This window comes from Marinobacter sp. Hex_13 (assembly GCF_001566815.1).
Classification (GTDB): Bacteria; Pseudomonadota; Gammaproteobacteria; order Pseudomonadales; family Oleiphilaceae; genus Marinobacter; species Marinobacter salarius.
In genome coordinates, this window is record NZ_LSMM01000002.1 from 43,437 (window position 1) to 59,204 (window position 15,768).

19 protein-coding genes are annotated in these 15,768 nt (G+C 57.4%); 11 read left to right on the forward strand and 8 right to left on the reverse strand.

The features are described 5' to 3' along the window. Positions 1-157 precede the first annotated feature (157 nt). The 5 genes from AXW11_RS01510 to AXW11_RS01530 all read left to right on the forward strand — a co-directional run bounded on the left by AXW11_RS01510 (position 158) and on the right by AXW11_RS01530 (position 5,221). A complete protein-coding gene (locus AXW11_RS01510; protein ID WP_007152714.1) occupies positions 158-1,744 on the forward strand; it encodes a parallel beta-helix domain-containing protein in 1,587 nt (528 codons plus the stop codon). 13 nt (positions 1,745-1,757) lie between these two features. Then, the gene (locus AXW11_RS01515) at positions 1,758-3,041 is read left to right on the forward strand and encodes an SO2930 family diheme c-type cytochrome (RefSeq protein WP_091640782.1); all 1,284 of its coding nucleotides are present in this window, start codon (positions 1,758-1,760) and stop codon (positions 3,039-3,041) included. A 106-nt stretch (positions 3,042-3,147) separates the two neighbouring features. Beyond that, a complete protein-coding gene (locus AXW11_RS01520) occupies positions 3,148-3,603 on the forward strand; it encodes a CopD family protein (RefSeq protein ID WP_091640785.1) in 456 nt (151 codons plus the stop codon). 137 nt (positions 3,604-3,740) lie between these two features. After that, complete coding sequence (locus AXW11_RS01525; RefSeq protein WP_091640788.1) at positions 3,741-4,694, forward strand: adenosine deaminase; 954 nt, start codon at positions 3,741-3,743, stop codon at positions 4,692-4,694. Positions 4,695-4,786: 92 nt separating this feature from the next. Beyond that, on the forward strand, positions 4,787-5,221 hold the full coding sequence (locus AXW11_RS01530) for a DUF4399 domain-containing protein (protein WP_007152710.1): 435 nt from the start codon (positions 4,787-4,789) through the stop codon (positions 5,219-5,221). A 14-nt stretch (positions 5,222-5,235) separates the two neighbouring features. Here AXW11_RS01530 and AXW11_RS01535 read toward each other — a convergent pair whose 3' ends face one another. Together AXW11_RS01535 and AXW11_RS01540 are read right to left on the reverse strand one after the other, a co-directional pair. Beyond that, on the reverse strand, positions 5,236-5,631 hold the full coding sequence (locus AXW11_RS01535) for an MOSC domain-containing protein (protein ID WP_258955180.1): 396 nt from the start codon (positions 5,629-5,631) through the stop codon (positions 5,236-5,238). 188 nt (positions 5,632-5,819) lie between these two features. After that, entirely contained in the window at positions 5,820-6,785 is a 966-nt protein-coding gene (locus AXW11_RS01540; protein WP_091640791.1) for a DUF6635 family protein, read from the reverse strand. A 186-nt stretch (positions 6,786-6,971) separates the two neighbouring features. Between AXW11_RS01540 and AXW11_RS01545 the strand changes: the two genes are divergently transcribed. After that, positions 6,972-8,108 (forward strand): zinc-dependent alcohol dehydrogenase family protein, encoded by a 1,137-nt coding sequence (locus tag AXW11_RS01545; protein ID WP_007152707.1) that lies wholly within the window; start codon positions 6,972-6,974, stop codon positions 8,106-8,108. A 15-nt stretch (positions 8,109-8,123) separates the two neighbouring features. Further along, positions 8,124-8,540: an acyl-CoA thioesterase gene (locus tag AXW11_RS01550; RefSeq protein WP_041334131.1), complete on the forward strand. Its 417-nt coding sequence runs from the start codon at positions 8,124-8,126 to the stop codon at positions 8,538-8,540. A 27-nt stretch (positions 8,541-8,567) separates the two neighbouring features. On the opposite strand, the gene AXW11_RS01555 is transcribed toward AXW11_RS01550, so the two are convergent. Both AXW11_RS01555 and AXW11_RS01560 read right to left on the reverse strand, forming a co-directional pair. Next, a complete protein-coding gene (locus tag AXW11_RS01555; protein WP_041334134.1) occupies positions 8,568-9,065 on the reverse strand; it encodes a DUF2780 domain-containing protein in 498 nt (165 codons plus the stop codon). Positions 9,066-9,225: 160 nt separating this feature from the next. Continuing rightward, positions 9,226-9,894: a glutathione S-transferase family protein gene (locus tag AXW11_RS01560; RefSeq protein WP_091640794.1), complete on the reverse strand. Its 669-nt coding sequence runs from the start codon at positions 9,892-9,894 to the stop codon at positions 9,226-9,228. A 134-nt stretch (positions 9,895-10,028) separates the two neighbouring features. Here AXW11_RS01560 and AXW11_RS01565 point away from each other — a divergent pair, with 134 nt between their 5' ends. From AXW11_RS01565 to AXW11_RS01575, 3 genes are read left to right on the forward strand one after another with little or no spacing between them, the layout of a single operon-like run. Then, positions 10,029-10,484, forward strand: a complete 456-nt coding sequence (locus AXW11_RS01565; protein WP_007152703.1) for a GatB/YqeY domain-containing protein — start codon at positions 10,029-10,031, stop codon at positions 10,482-10,484. Positions 10,485-10,529: 45 nt separating this feature from the next. After that, positions 10,530-11,225, forward strand: coding sequence for a hypothetical protein (locus tag AXW11_RS01570; protein ID WP_091640797.1), 696 nt, complete (start codon positions 10,530-10,532; stop codon positions 11,223-11,225). 58 nt (positions 11,226-11,283) lie between these two features. After that, positions 11,284-12,006 carry a DnaJ domain-containing protein gene (locus tag AXW11_RS01575; protein ID WP_041334136.1) on the forward strand — a complete coding sequence of 241 codons (723 nt, stop codon included), beginning with the start codon at positions 11,284-11,286 and terminating at the stop codon, positions 12,004-12,006. Positions 12,007-12,029: 23 nt separating this feature from the next. Here the strand turns inward: AXW11_RS01575 and AXW11_RS20830 are convergent, their stop codons facing one another. Beyond that, the gene (locus AXW11_RS20830) at positions 12,030-12,353 is read right to left on the reverse strand and encodes a 2OG-Fe(II) oxygenase (RefSeq protein WP_007152700.1); all 324 of its coding nucleotides are present in this window, start codon (positions 12,351-12,353) and stop codon (positions 12,030-12,032) included. A gap of 198 nt (positions 12,354-12,551) precedes the next feature. Between AXW11_RS20830 and AXW11_RS01585 the strand changes: the two genes are divergently transcribed. Next, on the forward strand, positions 12,552-12,896 hold the full coding sequence (locus tag AXW11_RS01585; RefSeq protein WP_085679529.1) for a PBPRA1643 family SWIM/SEC-C metal-binding motif protein: 345 nt from the start codon (positions 12,552-12,554) through the stop codon (positions 12,894-12,896). Between the two features lie 11 nt (positions 12,897-12,907). On the opposite strand, the gene tenA is transcribed toward AXW11_RS01585, so the two are convergent. The 3 genes from tenA to AXW11_RS01600 are packed head-to-tail and all read right to left on the reverse strand — an operon-like array spanning position 12,908 to position 15,756. After that, a complete protein-coding gene (gene tenA / locus AXW11_RS01590) occupies positions 12,908-13,576 on the reverse strand; it encodes a thiaminase II (RefSeq protein ID WP_041334140.1) in 669 nt (222 codons plus the stop codon). A 15-nt stretch (positions 13,577-13,591) separates the two neighbouring features. Further along, positions 13,592-14,572: a ribonuclease Z gene (locus AXW11_RS01595; protein WP_041334142.1), complete on the reverse strand. Its 981-nt coding sequence runs from the start codon at positions 14,570-14,572 to the stop codon at positions 13,592-13,594. Between the two features lie 2 nt (positions 14,573-14,574). Then, positions 14,575-15,756: an AAA family ATPase gene (locus AXW11_RS01600; RefSeq protein ID WP_091640799.1), complete on the reverse strand. Its 1,182-nt coding sequence runs from the start codon at positions 15,754-15,756 to the stop codon at positions 14,575-14,577. Positions 15,757-15,768 lie beyond the last annotated feature (12 nt).

Consider the following 15,768-nt stretch of genomic DNA (forward strand, 5'->3'; position numbering starts at 1 on the left):
TGGTGCACGGGCCGTTGCAGAATTTGCACAGGGCGTGAGGCTTTCTGCACATCGGTTGTTCTCGCCAACGTGTCGCATCCTGCTTAGTGTCGTTCGGGACACCGCGTTCTTTTTGGGAACGCCTGAATAACAACAACACGATCAAGCAGAGGTTACGATGCGCCAGGCCAGAACGTTCAAGAAACTATTGTTGGTGACTGCCATTTCAAGTGGGTTCCTACTCGCCGGTTGTGATGGGGACGATGGAGAAGACGGCAAGGCCGGAGCCGATGGGCAGTCCGCCGATGTCGTTGCCCAACTTGCAATGACCACGTCTGGTTTTTCCATTCCTGAAGACGCCATTCTTGTAGCGCCGGATGCCGCAGACGGTGACGACATTACCGAGGCGCTGTCCGTGGCGTTGTTCGATTTGCCGGAAGATGCCCTGGTGGTTTTGCCAAAAGGGCGGTTTGTGGTGACCGAGAGCATTGTCATCAACAGTGCCAGTGGGCTGACCCTCACCGGCTACGGCATCAACGAAACTGCGCTGGATTTCAGCACGTCCAATGGCGACGACGCGTTCCGCTTCCAGGGCGGGAACGGTATTACGGTGCGGGACTTCGGTGTGTACGAGGCGCCGAAGAACGGCATCAAGGCCACCAACGTCAACGGCATCCATATGACTTATACCGCCACGGTCTGGGAAGGCGAGCTGGAGTCGGCCAACGGCGCCTACGGGTTGTACCCGCTGAAAAGCCAGAACGTGCTGCTGGAGAACAACTACGCCTTCGGGTCGGCGGATGCGGGCATCTACGTGGGGCAGTCCGAAAACATTGTGGTTCGGAACAATACCGCCAAACAGAACGTGGCCGGCATTGAGATTGAAAACTCCACCATGGCGGATGTGTACAACAACATCGCGCTCGCAAACTCTGGCGGCATCCTGGTGTTCGACTTGCCAGGGCTGGATAAGGCCTACGGCGGCAATGTTCGTGTTTTTAACAACCAGGCCTACAACAACAACGCCGATAACGTAGGCGCTGGCGTGGTTGGCACGGTGCCACCGGGAACCGGCGTCCTGGTGCTGGCCACCAGTGACGTGGAAATGTACAACAACCAGATAACGGACAATGACACCACGGCGGTCGCGATCACCAGCTATCTGCTGGTTGATGATGACCTTGCCAGTTACCCGGCCAACTACGGCGCCACCATGGGCAATGGTTGGAGCCCGACACTGAAGAACGTCTACCTGCATAACAACACCATTGCCCGGAACGGCGATAACCCGCGAGGTGCGCTACTTCAGCCGGTTATTGATGGTTACTCCTCGAACATGAACAGCAAGGGGGCGCCGCAAACCTTTCCTGCGATTCTGTATGACGGAATCGGTGAACTGCTGTCGAATGCCGGAGAGTTGGCTGGCTTCAATGCCCTGGTCGGCGCCGAGGCGCAGGCCGATGGGGTGAACTACGACCCTTACGGCGCAGGCGACCAGATTTGTGCCAACAGCAACATCAATGGCAACCCGGCGCCAGACTATGACGAAGTGAATACCGGACTGGTCTATCCGGATGATCCTGCCGACGTAACCATGGTTGATGGCGATGGCAATCCTCTGCCCCACCTGTTAATCGATCAAATGGTCAACAACACCTACTTGAACTGCGTCCAGCCGCGACTGGCGCCAGCGGTGGTGAACTTCCGCAACAACATCTACGGCTGCACCGGGGATGATCTGGCCGAAGCGGCCTGCGCGCTGTAAGGGAGAGTCTCCAATGAAACACAGTAATAAAACGATTGCGGCGGGTGTGGTGACGTCTTTTCTTCTGGCTGCGTGTGGCGGCGGAGGAGGTGGTGATTCGTCGGACGATAGTGGCTCCAACCCGACTGGCAGCGCACTGAATGCCGGTGCTGGTGCGCCAACAGGAGCAGAGGGCAATTGCAGTGCAACCACGAATGGGGTGAACTGGGACGCCTTGATGACGGAGGTGTGCCCGAAGCTCTCCGACTACAATCTGTTTACCGATGCCAGTGATCCAACGGCCGGGCCGACCCGGGGCGGGGTGCCTTATGATCTCTCCACGGCGTTGTTCTCCGATTACACCAGTAAGTACCGTTTTGTGTTTGTGCCGGAAGGCAAGACCGTGGGTTACAACCCATCAGAGGCGCTGGATTTTCCGGTTGGGACGGTCATTACCAAGACTTTCGCCCTACCGGAAAATACCGCCATGCCTGACGGTGCGGAGCTGGTGATCGAAACCCGCCTGTTGATCCACCGGGTCGATGGCTGGATGGCATTGCCGTATTACTGGTCGTCAGAGTCCGAGGCGACACTCGCCATTGCGGGGAAACGCCTGACCGACCTGACCACCATCAACAACCAGGGACAGACGCTCACCTTTGATTATGCGGTGCCCAAAGCTGCGGACTGCAACTCCTGCCACTCCATTGTGCCGGACCTGGCGGGGCCGGATGACCAGCGTGAGCAGATTTTTCTGCCCATTGGCCCCAAGGCCCGTTATCTGAACAAGGATTTCAGCTACCCGGACGGCACGGTCTACAACCAGCTTCAATACTGGTCGGAAGGCGAACTGCTCACTGGGTTACCGGCGGATTTCAACAGTGTGGAACAGGCACCGGTGTTCAATGACGAAACCCACATCCCGTCACTGAGCGACGCAGAACTGAACGACAAGGCCAGGGCCTACCTGGACATCAACTGCGCCCATTGCCACCGGGCAGACCTCACCCTGCCGGCCGACTATGCCGGCCCCGCAGGCAGTAGCGGCGTGCAGTTGGAGTACAACCGCGTCTACGCTGACTCGCCGGGCAAATTCGGAGTCTGCAAGGACCCGGTGGCCGGCGGCAAAGAGGGCTATCCGTACGACGTGATTCCAGGCAACGCGGATGAGTCTTACCTGTTGTTCCGTATCGAGACGACAGACAGCCGACACAAGATGCCGGAGCTGGGCCGTAGCACAACGCATCAGGAAGGTGCTCAACTGATTCGCAGTTGGATTGACCAATTGCCCAGTGCCAGTTGCTCGCCGATGCCGTAATAGCGTCCCACCCTGGCGGGTTTAGCCGGGAATCCGGTCAAGAGAGTTGGTTTTGTGTCGGGTGAGGCTTATGCTCGTCACACATTTCTCATCCGGGAGTCGCTTTATGGGTCTGGCTATCGCATTACATGTTCTCTCTGCCGTGATTTGGGTTGGCGGTATGTTTTTCGCCTATATGGCCATGCGGCCAGCAGTGGTGGAGGTCATTGATGCATCGCAGCGCGGTGCTCTTTGGTGTCATACGCTGTCCCGGTTTTTCCGCTGGGTATGGGTGGCGATCATACTGTTGCTGGTGACCGGTTACTGGATGGTCTTCAGTGTGTTCGGCGGCATGGCGGGTGCCGGCTGGCACGTTCATGTGATGCAGGGGCTGGGGATTGTGATGATGCTGCTCTATTGTCACGTCTATTTTGCCCCCTTCCGGCGGTTAAAGCAGGCCGTTGCCAATCAGGACCCACAGGAAGGTGGGCGCCAGGTGGGACAGATCCGCAAGCTGGTGGGCACCAACCTGATTCTCGGGCTGATTGTCGTGGTGATTGGTGCTGCTGGGCGGTATCTGTAGACCTATCTGGTAGCGGATAGCGGCTTGTGCTTGCACCCTGTCGTCTTTTTTCTTTGCGGACCGCACGGGGATTTGCAAGAACTCATGGCTTTCCGGGATGATTTGTTGATACACAATAAATCATCCCGGAGAGTGTGATGAACGAAGCCTGGCTGAAAGCCCTACCCAAAGCGGAGTTACACCTACACCTGGAAGGGGCGCTTGAGCCTGAACTGATGTTTGCACTGGCTCGGCGCAACGGCATTGAATTGCCGTGGAGCGACGTCGACGTGCTTCGGCAGGCCTATTCCTTCAATAACCTGCAGGAATTCCTGGATCTTTATTACCAGGGTGCCAATGTGCTGCGCACGGAGCAGGATTTCTACGATCTCACCTGGGCGTATCTGCAGAAGTGTCAGGCGCAGGGCGTTGTCCACGTTGAACCTTTCTACGATCCGCAAACCCATACCGAGCGCGGCATTCCCTTTGAAGCGGCCATCAACGGTATCAGCGGTGCCATGCGCGATGGGCGCGAGCAGTTGGGCATTACCGGTGGGCTGATTCTCAGTTTCCTGCGGCACCTGTCTGAAGATGACGCCTTCCGGACACTTGAACAGGCGATGCCATTTCGTGATCAGTTTTTTGCAGTGGGGCTGGACAGTGCTGAACAGGGCCATCCACCCAGCAAGTTTGAGCGGGTGTTCGCCAAAGCGAGGGCTGAGGGCTTCCTGGCGGTTGCCCATGCCGGTGAAGAGGGGCCACCTGAGTACATCTGGCAGGCCCTGGATCTGCTCAAGGTAAACCGTATTGACCATGGGGTCCGTGCCGCGGAAGACCCGAAGTTGTTGGACCGACTGGCGGATGAGCAGATCCCGTTAACGGTTTGCCCGTTGTCGAACATCAAGCTGCGTGTGTTTCAGGACATGACCCACCACAACATTCTGGACCTGTTGGAGCAGGGTTTGCAGGTTACCGTGAACTCGGACGACCCGTCCTATTTCGACGGTTATGTGCTGGAAAACTTCGTGGCTCTGCGTGATGGCCTGGGGATGACAGAAGAGCAGGCCCGCCGGCTGGCGCAGAACAGTATGGACGCTCGGCTAGCTCCGTAGATGCAGCTTGTACAAGGCAGTATCGATATTCGGCAAGATGCGAGAATCTGTCCTACCATTGAACAGTCAATCCCGCGTTCAAGGAATGAGTCATGAGCATGATCAGCAGCACACAACGTTTATTGCTTGGTTCGGTTCTTGCCTTCTCAATGGTTGCCGGGGTCCATGGAGCGACACCCGCCCCTGAAGGCGCGTCGGTGTATTTTATTACGCCAACTGATGGGCAGACCGTGAGTTCTCCAGTCACCGTGAGATTCGGTCTGGATGGGCTGGGTGTGGCGCCAGCGGGCGTGGAACGTAAGGGCACTGGCCACCATCACCTGCTTGTGGACGTAGACGATATGCCGGCGATGGACCAACCGGTTCCGTCCGATGATCGTCATATTCATTTTGGTGGCGGACAAACCCAGACGTCCCTGGAGCTGTCACCGGGCGAACACACCTTGCAGTTACTGGTGGGGGACCACCTGCACGTACCTCATCAGCCGCCTGTGATGTCCGAGAAGATCACCATTACGGTGGAGTAGTAGCCATAAATGGCTCAGAGGCAGGCCAGAACGCTGTCGCCAATTGCCACCTCGCCCCCTTCAATCACTCGCGTCGTTATACCGCCATGCCCACGCATGGCGTTATAACCGCCCGGCCCAAGGGCGGTCTCCATCTTGCTGCAGGGGTGACACAGGCCGGTGTATTCCAGCACCACACCCCCGATTCGGAACGTTTTGCCTTTCAGGGCCAGGAGGTTCAGGCCAGAGACCACAATGTTGCGCCGGAAAATATCTGGGTCAAGAGCATCCCGCCCGAGGCAGGAGGCAATGGCATGCAGGTGCTCTTTCTGGATCAGGGTGACCTGCCGTTTGCTGGTCTCGCGGCCCTCGAATCGATCGCCTTCCAGGCCTTTGCCCGGCGTGATCATCACGTTATCGAGTATTGTCATAGGCTCACCACGGGCAGGGCGGATGCCAATCCATTCAACCCGGCCGCTCTGAGGAAGGGTGTCGAATAAAGTTTGAAGCGGGGTTGGTTGCGCCATGGGTGCCTCATGTGAGTTCTGGTCAGTTTAGCCCTGCAGGTACTGATTGTAGTTCAGGAACAGTCAGTCCTCCCTGCCCGGGAGGCTCTTGCCTAAATTAACCCGGCTCGGATCATGTCGAACGTGTCCAGAATGCGGGCCACATACTGGTCTTTTGGCCGAAAGCTGCTTTGGGTGCTGAGCGATACGTCCCGCTCCAGGTGATCCAGCAGCTTATGCAGGCGACGACGATGAAGGCCGAGTGCCGCCTGCACGGGGTCGGAAATAACGCCAGACAGCGCTGCGAACGCTGCCAGGGCGGCCATGACCGCGAGCATGACGCCGGCGGTCGTTGCCAGCGACGGCTCCGGTGGAAAGACGCTGTAGTACCACGTGCCAATGGTTTCGCCGAGGATAAAGTCCCGTGCGGCCAGGGTCTTTGCAAGCATGGACGCCAGCACCACTCCGAGCCCTATGCCCCCAGGCGTAAACTTCTGGAACGCGAACGCGCCCAGCACGGTGCATGAAATGCTGTTGGTGATATCGGCAGAGGCCGTCCGCGTTACGCGGTACTGACGCAGAGCGTCGGCAATCACAGGCTCTACCAGTTTGATAAAGTGCTGGTGGTCGACTGGCTCAGAGCTGTGGCGCTCGTAAACCTCCTCCAGCGCTTCCACCAGATAGTCCTCCAGCAAGTGGCCCGTTGGCTGGCCATTGTTCAGCAGGTCGGCCTGAATAAGGCTCGAGATGTGCTGTTGTACGCGGGTGGTAAAACCAGCAGGCACACGATCAGCCATTCCGTGCAGCCATCTCAGACCGGCTCGTTTGCGCGTTGGAATTTTTACCAGGCAGGCAAGGGCGTAAACCGGCGCCCAAAGCAGATTGATCGGCGCCCGCAACATGTCCCAGCCCAGTGCCATCCGGTTGGTTGCCACAGCGCCGGGATAGTGGAAATGTCGGTCGATAAACGCCGGCACCCGCGACCGGCAGTCGGCGAAATACCGTTCAATGCCCGAGCCTATGGCCAGCTCTATCTCTGCTTCGGAGATGGTCTGCTCGGGTGGTATGGCAATGGGCATAAGTGACAGGTGCAGTTACCGGTAAGTGGGACGGAGTCGTTTACAGGCGCTCACTTTATCAGGAATCGTTACGGTTTCCTGTTAACGCCCTGATCATCCGGTAGAGAAACTTCAGAACTTCCCTAAATCAGAGAAACTTAGTACCTTGCGGACATTCCGAACAAAAACACCAACAGGATCATCGTTATGAAAATCCGTGCCGCTGTATTGGAAACGATAGGTGCGCCACAGCCTTTCGACGAAAACCGACCGCTGACGATTGAAGAGCTGGAACTGGATCCACCGGGCGATCATGAGGTGTTGGTTCAGATACGGGCAGCGGGTTTGTGCCATTCAGACCTGTCCGTGATTGACGGCAACCGGCCAAGGCCCGTACCTATGGCCCTGGGCCATGAGGCGGCAGGCGTGGTCAAAGCCGTTGGGGCAGGGGTGACAGATCTCAGCCCGGGTGATCACGTGGTCACTGTCTTTGTTCCCAGCTGCGGGCACTGCAGCCCCTGTGCCGAAGGTCGCCCCGCCCTGTGCGAACCGGCGGCCGTCGCGAACAATGCCGGTACGCTTGTTGGTGGCGAACACCGGCTGCATCGGGCGGATGGTACGCCGGTGAATCACCACCTGGGCGTCTCTGCGTTCGCCGATCACGCAGTGGTGTCCCGACATTCACTGGTACGGATTGATCCAGACCTGCCGTTTCATCATGCCGCCCTCTTTGGCTGTGCCGTGCTGACGGGCGTGGGCGCCGCCATCAACTCGGCCGATATCAAAGCCGGCCAGACGGTCGCCGTTATCGGGCTTGGCGGCGTGGGCCTGAACAGTGTGTTGGGTGCGCTGGTGGCCGGGGCAGGACAGGTCATTGCCATTGATCTGGATGAAGACAAGCTTGCGATGGCCAAGAGCCTGGGCGCCAGCGCTGGCATCAACGCGGCGGACGAAGATTGCGTGAGCCAGGTGAAAGCCTTGACCAACGGAGGCGTTGATTGTGCGATCGAAATGGCGGGTTCTGAAAAGGCGCTGGAGTTGGCTTATCAACTGACTCGTCGTGGCGGTACAACCGTAACAGGTGGGTTGGCACACCCTGACAGGAAGGTGTCGATTCAACAGGTGAGCCTGGTGGCAGAGGAGCGAACCCTCAAGGGTAGCTATGTGGGAAGCTGTGTGCCGGTGCGGGATGTGGCCCGCTACGTCAGCCTGTTTCGCCAGGGACGGTTGCCGGTCGACAAGCTACTGAGCGACACCCTGACCCTTGATGAGATCAACGAAGGCTTTGAGCGATTGGCAAACGGCAAGGCCATTCGCCAGGTCATTCTTTTTGACGACCACTGACGCCAGGCTGCCTCCATGGAACGATCTGACTTCCCCGTGTTTTACTCCATCATCACCCGATGGATGGATAACGACATCTACGGTCACGTCAACAACGTGACCTACTATTCCTACTTCGATTCGGTCATCAACCGCTATCTCATTGAAGAAGGCGGTCTTGATATACACAACGCACCGGTAGTGGGTTTTATGGTGAGTTCCAGCTGCCAGTTCAAGAAGCCGGTTGCCTACCCTGATGCCCTTGAAGCCGGCGTTCGGGTTGCCAGAATTGGCACCCGTTCTGTGACCTACGAGGTGGGGATTTTCATGGAGAACGACACCCAGGCAGCCGCACATGGCGAGCTTGTCCATGTGTTCGTGGATCGTGCCACCCAGTCCTCGACACCGATTCCTCCAGGGATTCGGGAGGCCCTGGAGCGAATTACGGTGTAGAGGCCGTCCTTGAGAGGGGCGACCGCTTCAGGCGTCTGGCGTCCAGAGACCCTGCAGTTGCCCCAGCAACGAAGAGCCAATCCCCTGATTTTCCAGGAAGCTCATGATAACCGGGACAAACTGCTGGATCATGCCGCTGTCCATACCCAGGGCTGTAAAGGCCGATTGCACGCCGTCCATTGACGAGATGCCGGAAAGCAGGCTTCCGCTCAGGCTGCTACCACCGCCCAACAGGCTGGACAGGCCCGAGGCTTTGCTGGTGAGGGTGCTCATGGAGTCGTTGCCCAGCTGGTTTTTTGCAAGCTGTAACAGGGCACCGGTGCCACCTGTTGCCTGGGCCTGCGTGACGCCGAGCTGGCTTTGGAGTTGGCCGACCAGTTCCTGGGCTTCACCGCTGACCTCTGATGCCGAGGTCATTGCTTCGGTGCCGCTGGAAAGCGCGTCGTTAAGGTCGAAGGCGTTAACGGTTGGGGCGAGTAGGTAGATGCTTGAAACCAGGAGGAATTGCTTGATGGTCGCGTTCATGGAGTGATCCTGAGGGATGTGTGGTCGAAGTCTGTCTCCTTTAGATGGTGGCGAACGGTGTTTAATAAAAGTGTGGGAAACCGAGACATATCTGCATGTCGGTTTGGTGTTGCCTTCTCGCTTCTAAAAAAGGGAGGGCAGTGAGCCCTCCTCCGTGCGTTCAGGCAAAGTCGTATTCACCGCCCTTCTCGAGTGCCTTTTGGTAAGCCGGCCTGGCGTGAGCTCTCTTAACCCACGCATTGATATGGGGCCGGTCTTTGCCAACGATACCCCGTGCTACCGAGGCTTCCAGTGGAAAGCTCATTTGGATGTCCGCCGCGCTGAGGTTGTCCCCCAGAAACCAGGTGTTTTTCGCCAGGTGAGCTTCAACAAAATCCAGGTGTGTTTTGATCATCGGGCCGATGAAGGTAGCAGTGGTTTTATCGGCGATACCTTTGGCCACCGGCTTGATAAAAAACGGCATCGGGCTGTTTTTTACCTTCTGGAACACCAGGCGCATTACCAACGGTGGCATCAGGGAGCCTTCGGCGTAATGCAGCCAGTAGGTATAATCCAGCCACGCCTGGCCGCCGGTTTCCGGCAACATGGTGTCTTTGCCGTAGGTGTGGGCCAGATACTCGATAATAGCGCCTGACTCCGCTACCACCAGATCGCCATCGGTAATCACCGGTGATTTACCCAGCGGGTGCACTTTTTTTAGGCTGGCCGGTGCCAGCATGGTTTTAGGGTCACGCTCGTAACGCTGGATTTCGTAGGGCACTCCCAATTCTTCCAGCATCCAGAGAACGCGTTGTGAACGGGAATTGTTGAGGTGGTGAACGGTAATCATGCAGTGACTCCACTGGTGTCAAAAGAATGAGCAGGTTAGCAGTGTAGTCTGCAAATAGCTTTTTGGTTCACTCCCATCGTGCTATGAATCACTATTTGGGAAAGTTGATTTAACTCATCTGAAGGAGGCCGGCAATGGCAGAAGCAACACTGAAGGAACAACTCAACACCGCGGTGAAAGACGCGATGCGGAACAAGGATAAGACCCGGCTTGTCACCCTGCGTATGGCGCAGGCGGCAGTCAAACAGATTGAGATTGATGAGCGCCGTGATTTGAGCGATGAGGATGTCCTCAAGGTGTTGGACAAGATGCTCAAACAGCGCCGCGACGCCGCCAGTCAGTACGATGAGGCGGGGCGCGAGGAGTTGGGTGACAAGGAAAGAGCGGAAATGGTAATCATTGAGGAATTCATGCCTGCGGCCCTGAATGAGGATGATCTGGACGGCCTGATTCGAATGACCATCAGCGCTGCCGATGCACAGGGAATGCAGGATATGGGCAAAGTGATGAACGAGCTAAAGCCCCAGGTACTTGGCCGGGTTGATATGGGCCACCTGAGCAAGAAGGTGCGGGCAGCACTGGCGGGCTGATGGTAACCCAGGTGCGTGCGCACTGGTAAACGAGAAAGGACCACTATGGCCGACAAAGAACTGCGCCCCAAATCCGATAGACAGGCCATCGACCAGTTTATCAACGAGGTTCGCACATTGCCTAAACAGGGTGGCGGGCAGGGCAGGCTGATATTCGCGCTGGATGCCACCGCCAGCCGGGAGGCAACCTGGGATGAGGCCTGCCACTTGCAGAGTGAACTGTTCATGGCGACCCGGGATTTGGGTGGTTTGGCTATCCAGCTTTGTTACTACCGCGGCTTTGGCGAGTTCAAGGCCACAGGGTTTGTGACGGAGACCGGTCAGTTGTTGAACCTGATGAACGGCGTTTCCTGCCTGGGTGGGCGCACCCAGATCAGCCGGGTGTTGGCTCATGCCGTGAAAGAAACCCGGGAAAAGGCCGTAAGGGCGGTGGTGTTTATTGGCGACTGTTGCGAGGAACCGGTGGACGAACTGTGCCATACCGCGGGGGAGCTGGGGATGCTGCGAACGCCGGTGTTCATGTTCCACGAGGGCGCCGATGCTCATGCCAGAGAGGTGTTCCAGCAGGTGAGCAAGTTGTCTGGTGGGGCTTATGCCCCCTTCGATCGCAACAGTCCGCAGGTTCTCAAGGATCTTATGGCTGCGGTGGCGGTCTATGCTTCCGGGGGAGCCAAGGCCCTGCAGGATTTTTCCAGCAGCAGTTCTCCAGAGGTCAAGCGCTTGACTCAGCAGATCAAGTAGCGCTTGTTTCAATCCACGTTCAAGCCATCGATGGACCGATGAGTTCCGGGGTATCCGAGTGCCACTAACGCTTCTGGTCATAGCACTGTCGGTTGTTGCGTGGGTCTGGCTGCGCAACCAGCCGGCCAGCCAACGTAAGCCGGCGATGATAAAGCTGGCCTTGATGGCCGGTATCGGGATAGTGGTTCTGATGGCGGTTACCGGCCGTCTACACGCTCTGTTCGCGTTGTTGGCGTTTCTCTACCCACTGCTACGCCGGGTGCTGCCGTCATTATTGACAGGACGCATGGCGGGGGCCGGAACGGGAGATGCAAACGCAAGTTCAGGCAATCAATCCCATGTGTCCGGCGACATTCTGGAAATGAGCCTGGATCATGACTCCGGCACCATGAGTGGCAAGGTCCTGAAAGGCCCCATGGCCGGGCGAGAGCTGGCGGACCTGGGCGAAAGTGAATTTCTTGAGCTGTTGCGATACTGCCGGGCGCACGACGAGGACTCCGCCCGGCTGCTGGAAAGTTATCTTGACCGCCGGTTTGGTGACTCATGGCGTGCTGACGATGAGGCCAGCGCTGGAGGCGAAGAATCCGAAGAACAAGCCAATGCTGGCGGTCCACTTACCGAGAGCGAAGCACTGGACATCTTGGGGCTGAAGCCCGGTGCAACACAGGACGAGATCATTCGGGCTCACCGCAGGATGATGCAGAAAGTACACCCGGACCGCGGTGGGAGTAACTACTTGGCTGCCCGTATTAATGAGGCCAAGGCGTGCTTGTTGGGCTGACGGCTTCTGTCGGATCTAGGCGATCATTGTGCCAGGGGAACGTTACCCGATGTGTTAAGTGCAAAGCTGAGCAACCAACGATTCCCACGTTCAATCTTCGAAACCCGGTGTTGGTAGAGATCTGGTCGAAACAGGTATACCCGGCCAAACAAGTTGAAAATGTTCTTTTCGCAAATGAATTCACCGCCTGCTTTGGGCTTTACCAGAACACAATTGAGTTTGTACAGCCGGCCTTCGGAAGTCATGTCCAGGTGCGGTCCCACCTTGTGACCTTCTGGGTAGCGGACGAGGTACAGGTTCAGGCGTTTGGAGCGGAACAAAATCCGGGTTTTTACGTTTGCTGGCATCGGATGTGGATTCTTTGTGGAATGATGTGTTCGCTCAGTTTGCGGGCTCCGTCGGGGCGTGGTCAACTTTGGGGCAGGTTCATCGAATTTCCACTTATGCCTATATATCCAATTCAATAAGCATGCTAAAACGTCTCGCCCGGTGCTCGCTCGCTTTTTTCGGGCGCCGGGTACTCTTCCATTCATCGAGATTTCAGCATGTCAGACAAGTTCTTCTACAAAGGCCGGCAGGACGCGCGCCAGCACCACACCGCCCATGGTGGCTTCCAGACCAAGGCCAGTCAGAAGAGTGGCAGCAAGAAGTTTCCGCTAACACTGGTGGTTACCAGTGAGGCGCGCAGGCAGGAGGTCGAAGCTCAGGTGGCGGAAGCCAATCTGCATGCCAACATTACAGTGGATGCCCGCGAGGGTGCGGTTGAATCCATCACCGAACTGACGGCGCTCCTGAACAAAGGGGCGACGGTGACCACGGCGAAACTGCCTTCCCGCAATGATCCTTGCCATTGCGGGAGTGGTGCCAAGTTCAAGAAGTGCTGTGGTTGACCACGCGTTTCTCAATCGCTCTGTTTCAGACCCATTTCCCAGAAATCGATTTCCAGCCGGGTGGCGTCGCTGAATATCCGGGTAAGCTGCTCGAACCTGGCGGGGGATACATCCGCCAGTCGTTCATCCAGCCACTGGATTTCCGCGTGCATGGCCTGCTGGAACTCGTCGCTTTCATACATGGCGATCCAGGCGTCATACGGGTTTTTGTCTCCCCGAATGGTTTCTGCCCGGTTGTTCAGCCAATTGGCGATTTCCCCGTAACCCACCATGCAGGGGGAGAGCGCAACATGCAGGTCGAGCAAATCGCCGCGGTTGCCCGTGTCGAGCACATAGCGTGTGTAGGCAAGGGTGGCGCGCGCTTCCGGCAGGTTGGCAAGTTCTGCTTCTGAAATGCCCCATTCCTTGCAGTAGCTGATGTGTAGGTCCAGCTCTACATCCACGATGGCCTGCAAGCCTTCCTTTGCATGGCGGAGATCCAGCAAGGTTGGGCTTTTGTAGGCCGCCAGGGCGAAGGCGCGGGCAAACTGGATCAGGAACAGGTAATCCTGCTTGAGGTAGTGCTGAAACGCTTCGGGAGCGAGCGACGCATCGCCTAACTGCTTTACGAAACTGTGTTCAATGTAGTCGCGCCATTCTGTCCGGCAAGCCTTCCTTAGGTCTTCGAACTGATACGTCATTGTGAATATCCTTCGTCAGATTGAATGTGTTTGGGTCAGGCAACTCAACGACAAATCCTTTTCCAGCCGATAGGTATCAAAATCCCGCGCCAGAAACAGCTGGCCCTTGTAGTGCTGCATGGCTTCGGCCGCCAGTTGGTTGATATGGGGCGTACCTCCCGGCCCGGACTGGTAACGTGAGCTGAAATGGGTCAGCACCAGGTTGGGCAAGTGAGCCTGTTGGGCGAAGCGGGCCACCTGTTCAGCGGAGCTGTGTTGTGGCCAGGGGCCGACCCGGTCGGCCACGTCCTGGGTATAGGTGGCTTCGTGGATCAGCACATGGGTGCCGTTGCAGGCATCGGCCAGCAGGTCCGGGGTGTCGTTGTCGCCAGCGACGATAAGGCGGCGGGCCGCGCGGGGAATGTGCGTGTATTCGTCACTTCTGAGCAGGCGGCCATCCTCCAGCGTTATATCGTTGCCTTTCTGCAATTCGCCCCAGCCGGGACCGGGCTCGATGCCTTCCGCCCTTAATTTGTCCTGAAGTAGTTGTCGCTCCAGGCTTTGCTCGGTGAACACATAGGCGCGGCAGGCGACACGATGGGACAGTGCCACATTGGTAACCCTGACGTGCTCATCCTGCCACTGGAAATCCGATGCTTCGGAATCGATGAAGTTTAGCGAGTAGCTGAGACTGGAGTCGCTGTTTGCGAGCACTGCGCTGATGAAACGTTGTACCTGGATGGGGGCAACGATGTCCAGCGGTTCCGTGCGGCCAAGCATGGAGGCGCTGGTGAGCAGCCCTGGAAGGCCAAACGTGTGGTCGCCGTGGATATGGGTGATGAAGATGGCGCGTAATTGCACTACCGAGTAGCGGGTGCGAAGCAACTGGTGTTGCGTGCCTTCACCGCAGTCGATCAAATACCAGGGTTTGGGACCGGAGTGACACAGGGCCAGCCCGCTCACATTTCGTGACCGTGTCGGGGTGCCGGCGGATGTGCCCAGGAAAGTGAATTCCATTATTAATCCGCCCATTGCCAGGGTGGCGCATCCAACAAACCCTGCCCCAGGACTATGGTTTCGCCAAGGTCTTTGTTCAGGGCGATGGAGTTGCAGTCGCCATCCTGTTCCAGAGTTGCCACCAAACGTGGTGCGTGGGAAACGACCCACACCTGGGTTTCACGTGATGCTCGATTGATCAGGCGCCCCAAGGCAGGCAGCAAATCCGGGTGCAGGCTGGTTTCCGGTTCATTAAGCACCAATAGTGACGGTGGTCTTGGCGTGAGTAGTGCGGCTACCAGCAACAGGTAGCGAAGCGTGCCGTCCGACAGCTCCGCCTGGTTTAAGGGGCGCAGCAACCCCTCCTGCAAAAACTGCAGTATGAAACGGTTGCCGGAGTCTGCCTCAAAGTTGATGGTTGCCCCGGGAAAGGCATCCTCAATGGCATCGTACAACGCCGCCCGGTCGCCAACCTCGTGGATGGTCCGCAGAGCCGCGACTAGGCTATGGCCGTCGTGATCAAGCACCGGCGTTCGCGTACCGATTTGGGGAGTGCGGATGATGGACTGGGGATCGGTTCGGAACTGGTCGTAGAAGCGCCAGTTGCGGATGGTTTGCCGGACAGCATGAACCTCGGGCACAGCCACCGGATCGCTGATTTCGTTGAGGATGCTTTCGTAGGTGTTGAGGTGGGCGTTGTAGACTTCCCATTTACGACCGTTGCGCACTTTCACCGCAGGCCCGACCCGGTCAATCAGGCAACTGCTGGGACGGCAGACGTCTCCCGACCAAATGCACTCGCGCTTGATTTCCGGGTCAAACTGAAACATGGACGGGTCCTGGTAGCCCGCAAATCCCTGAGGGGCGGGCATGCCCAGTGAGATGGCGTAGCCGAAGTCTTCACCCACAAAGCCCAGCCTAAGCCGGCTGTTCTGTTTTTTGGCAGAGCCCTGTACGGGATCGACACCGTCTTTCATGCCTTTGGTAAAGGTCTCCGGCCCTGCCCAGAACGTGTAATCCAGCCCGCCTTCCTGCGCGATCGACGAGATTAAGTTGCCCTTTGCGGTTTCAGCCAGTAACCGCAGAGACTTGTAAAGGTTGGACTTGCCGCAGCCGTTGGGCCCGGTTACCACATTGAGGCCGGTCAGGGGCGCGACGATACTCTTAAGGCTGCGGTAGTTGGATACGGCAAATGCGTTGATCATAATCTCAAGATC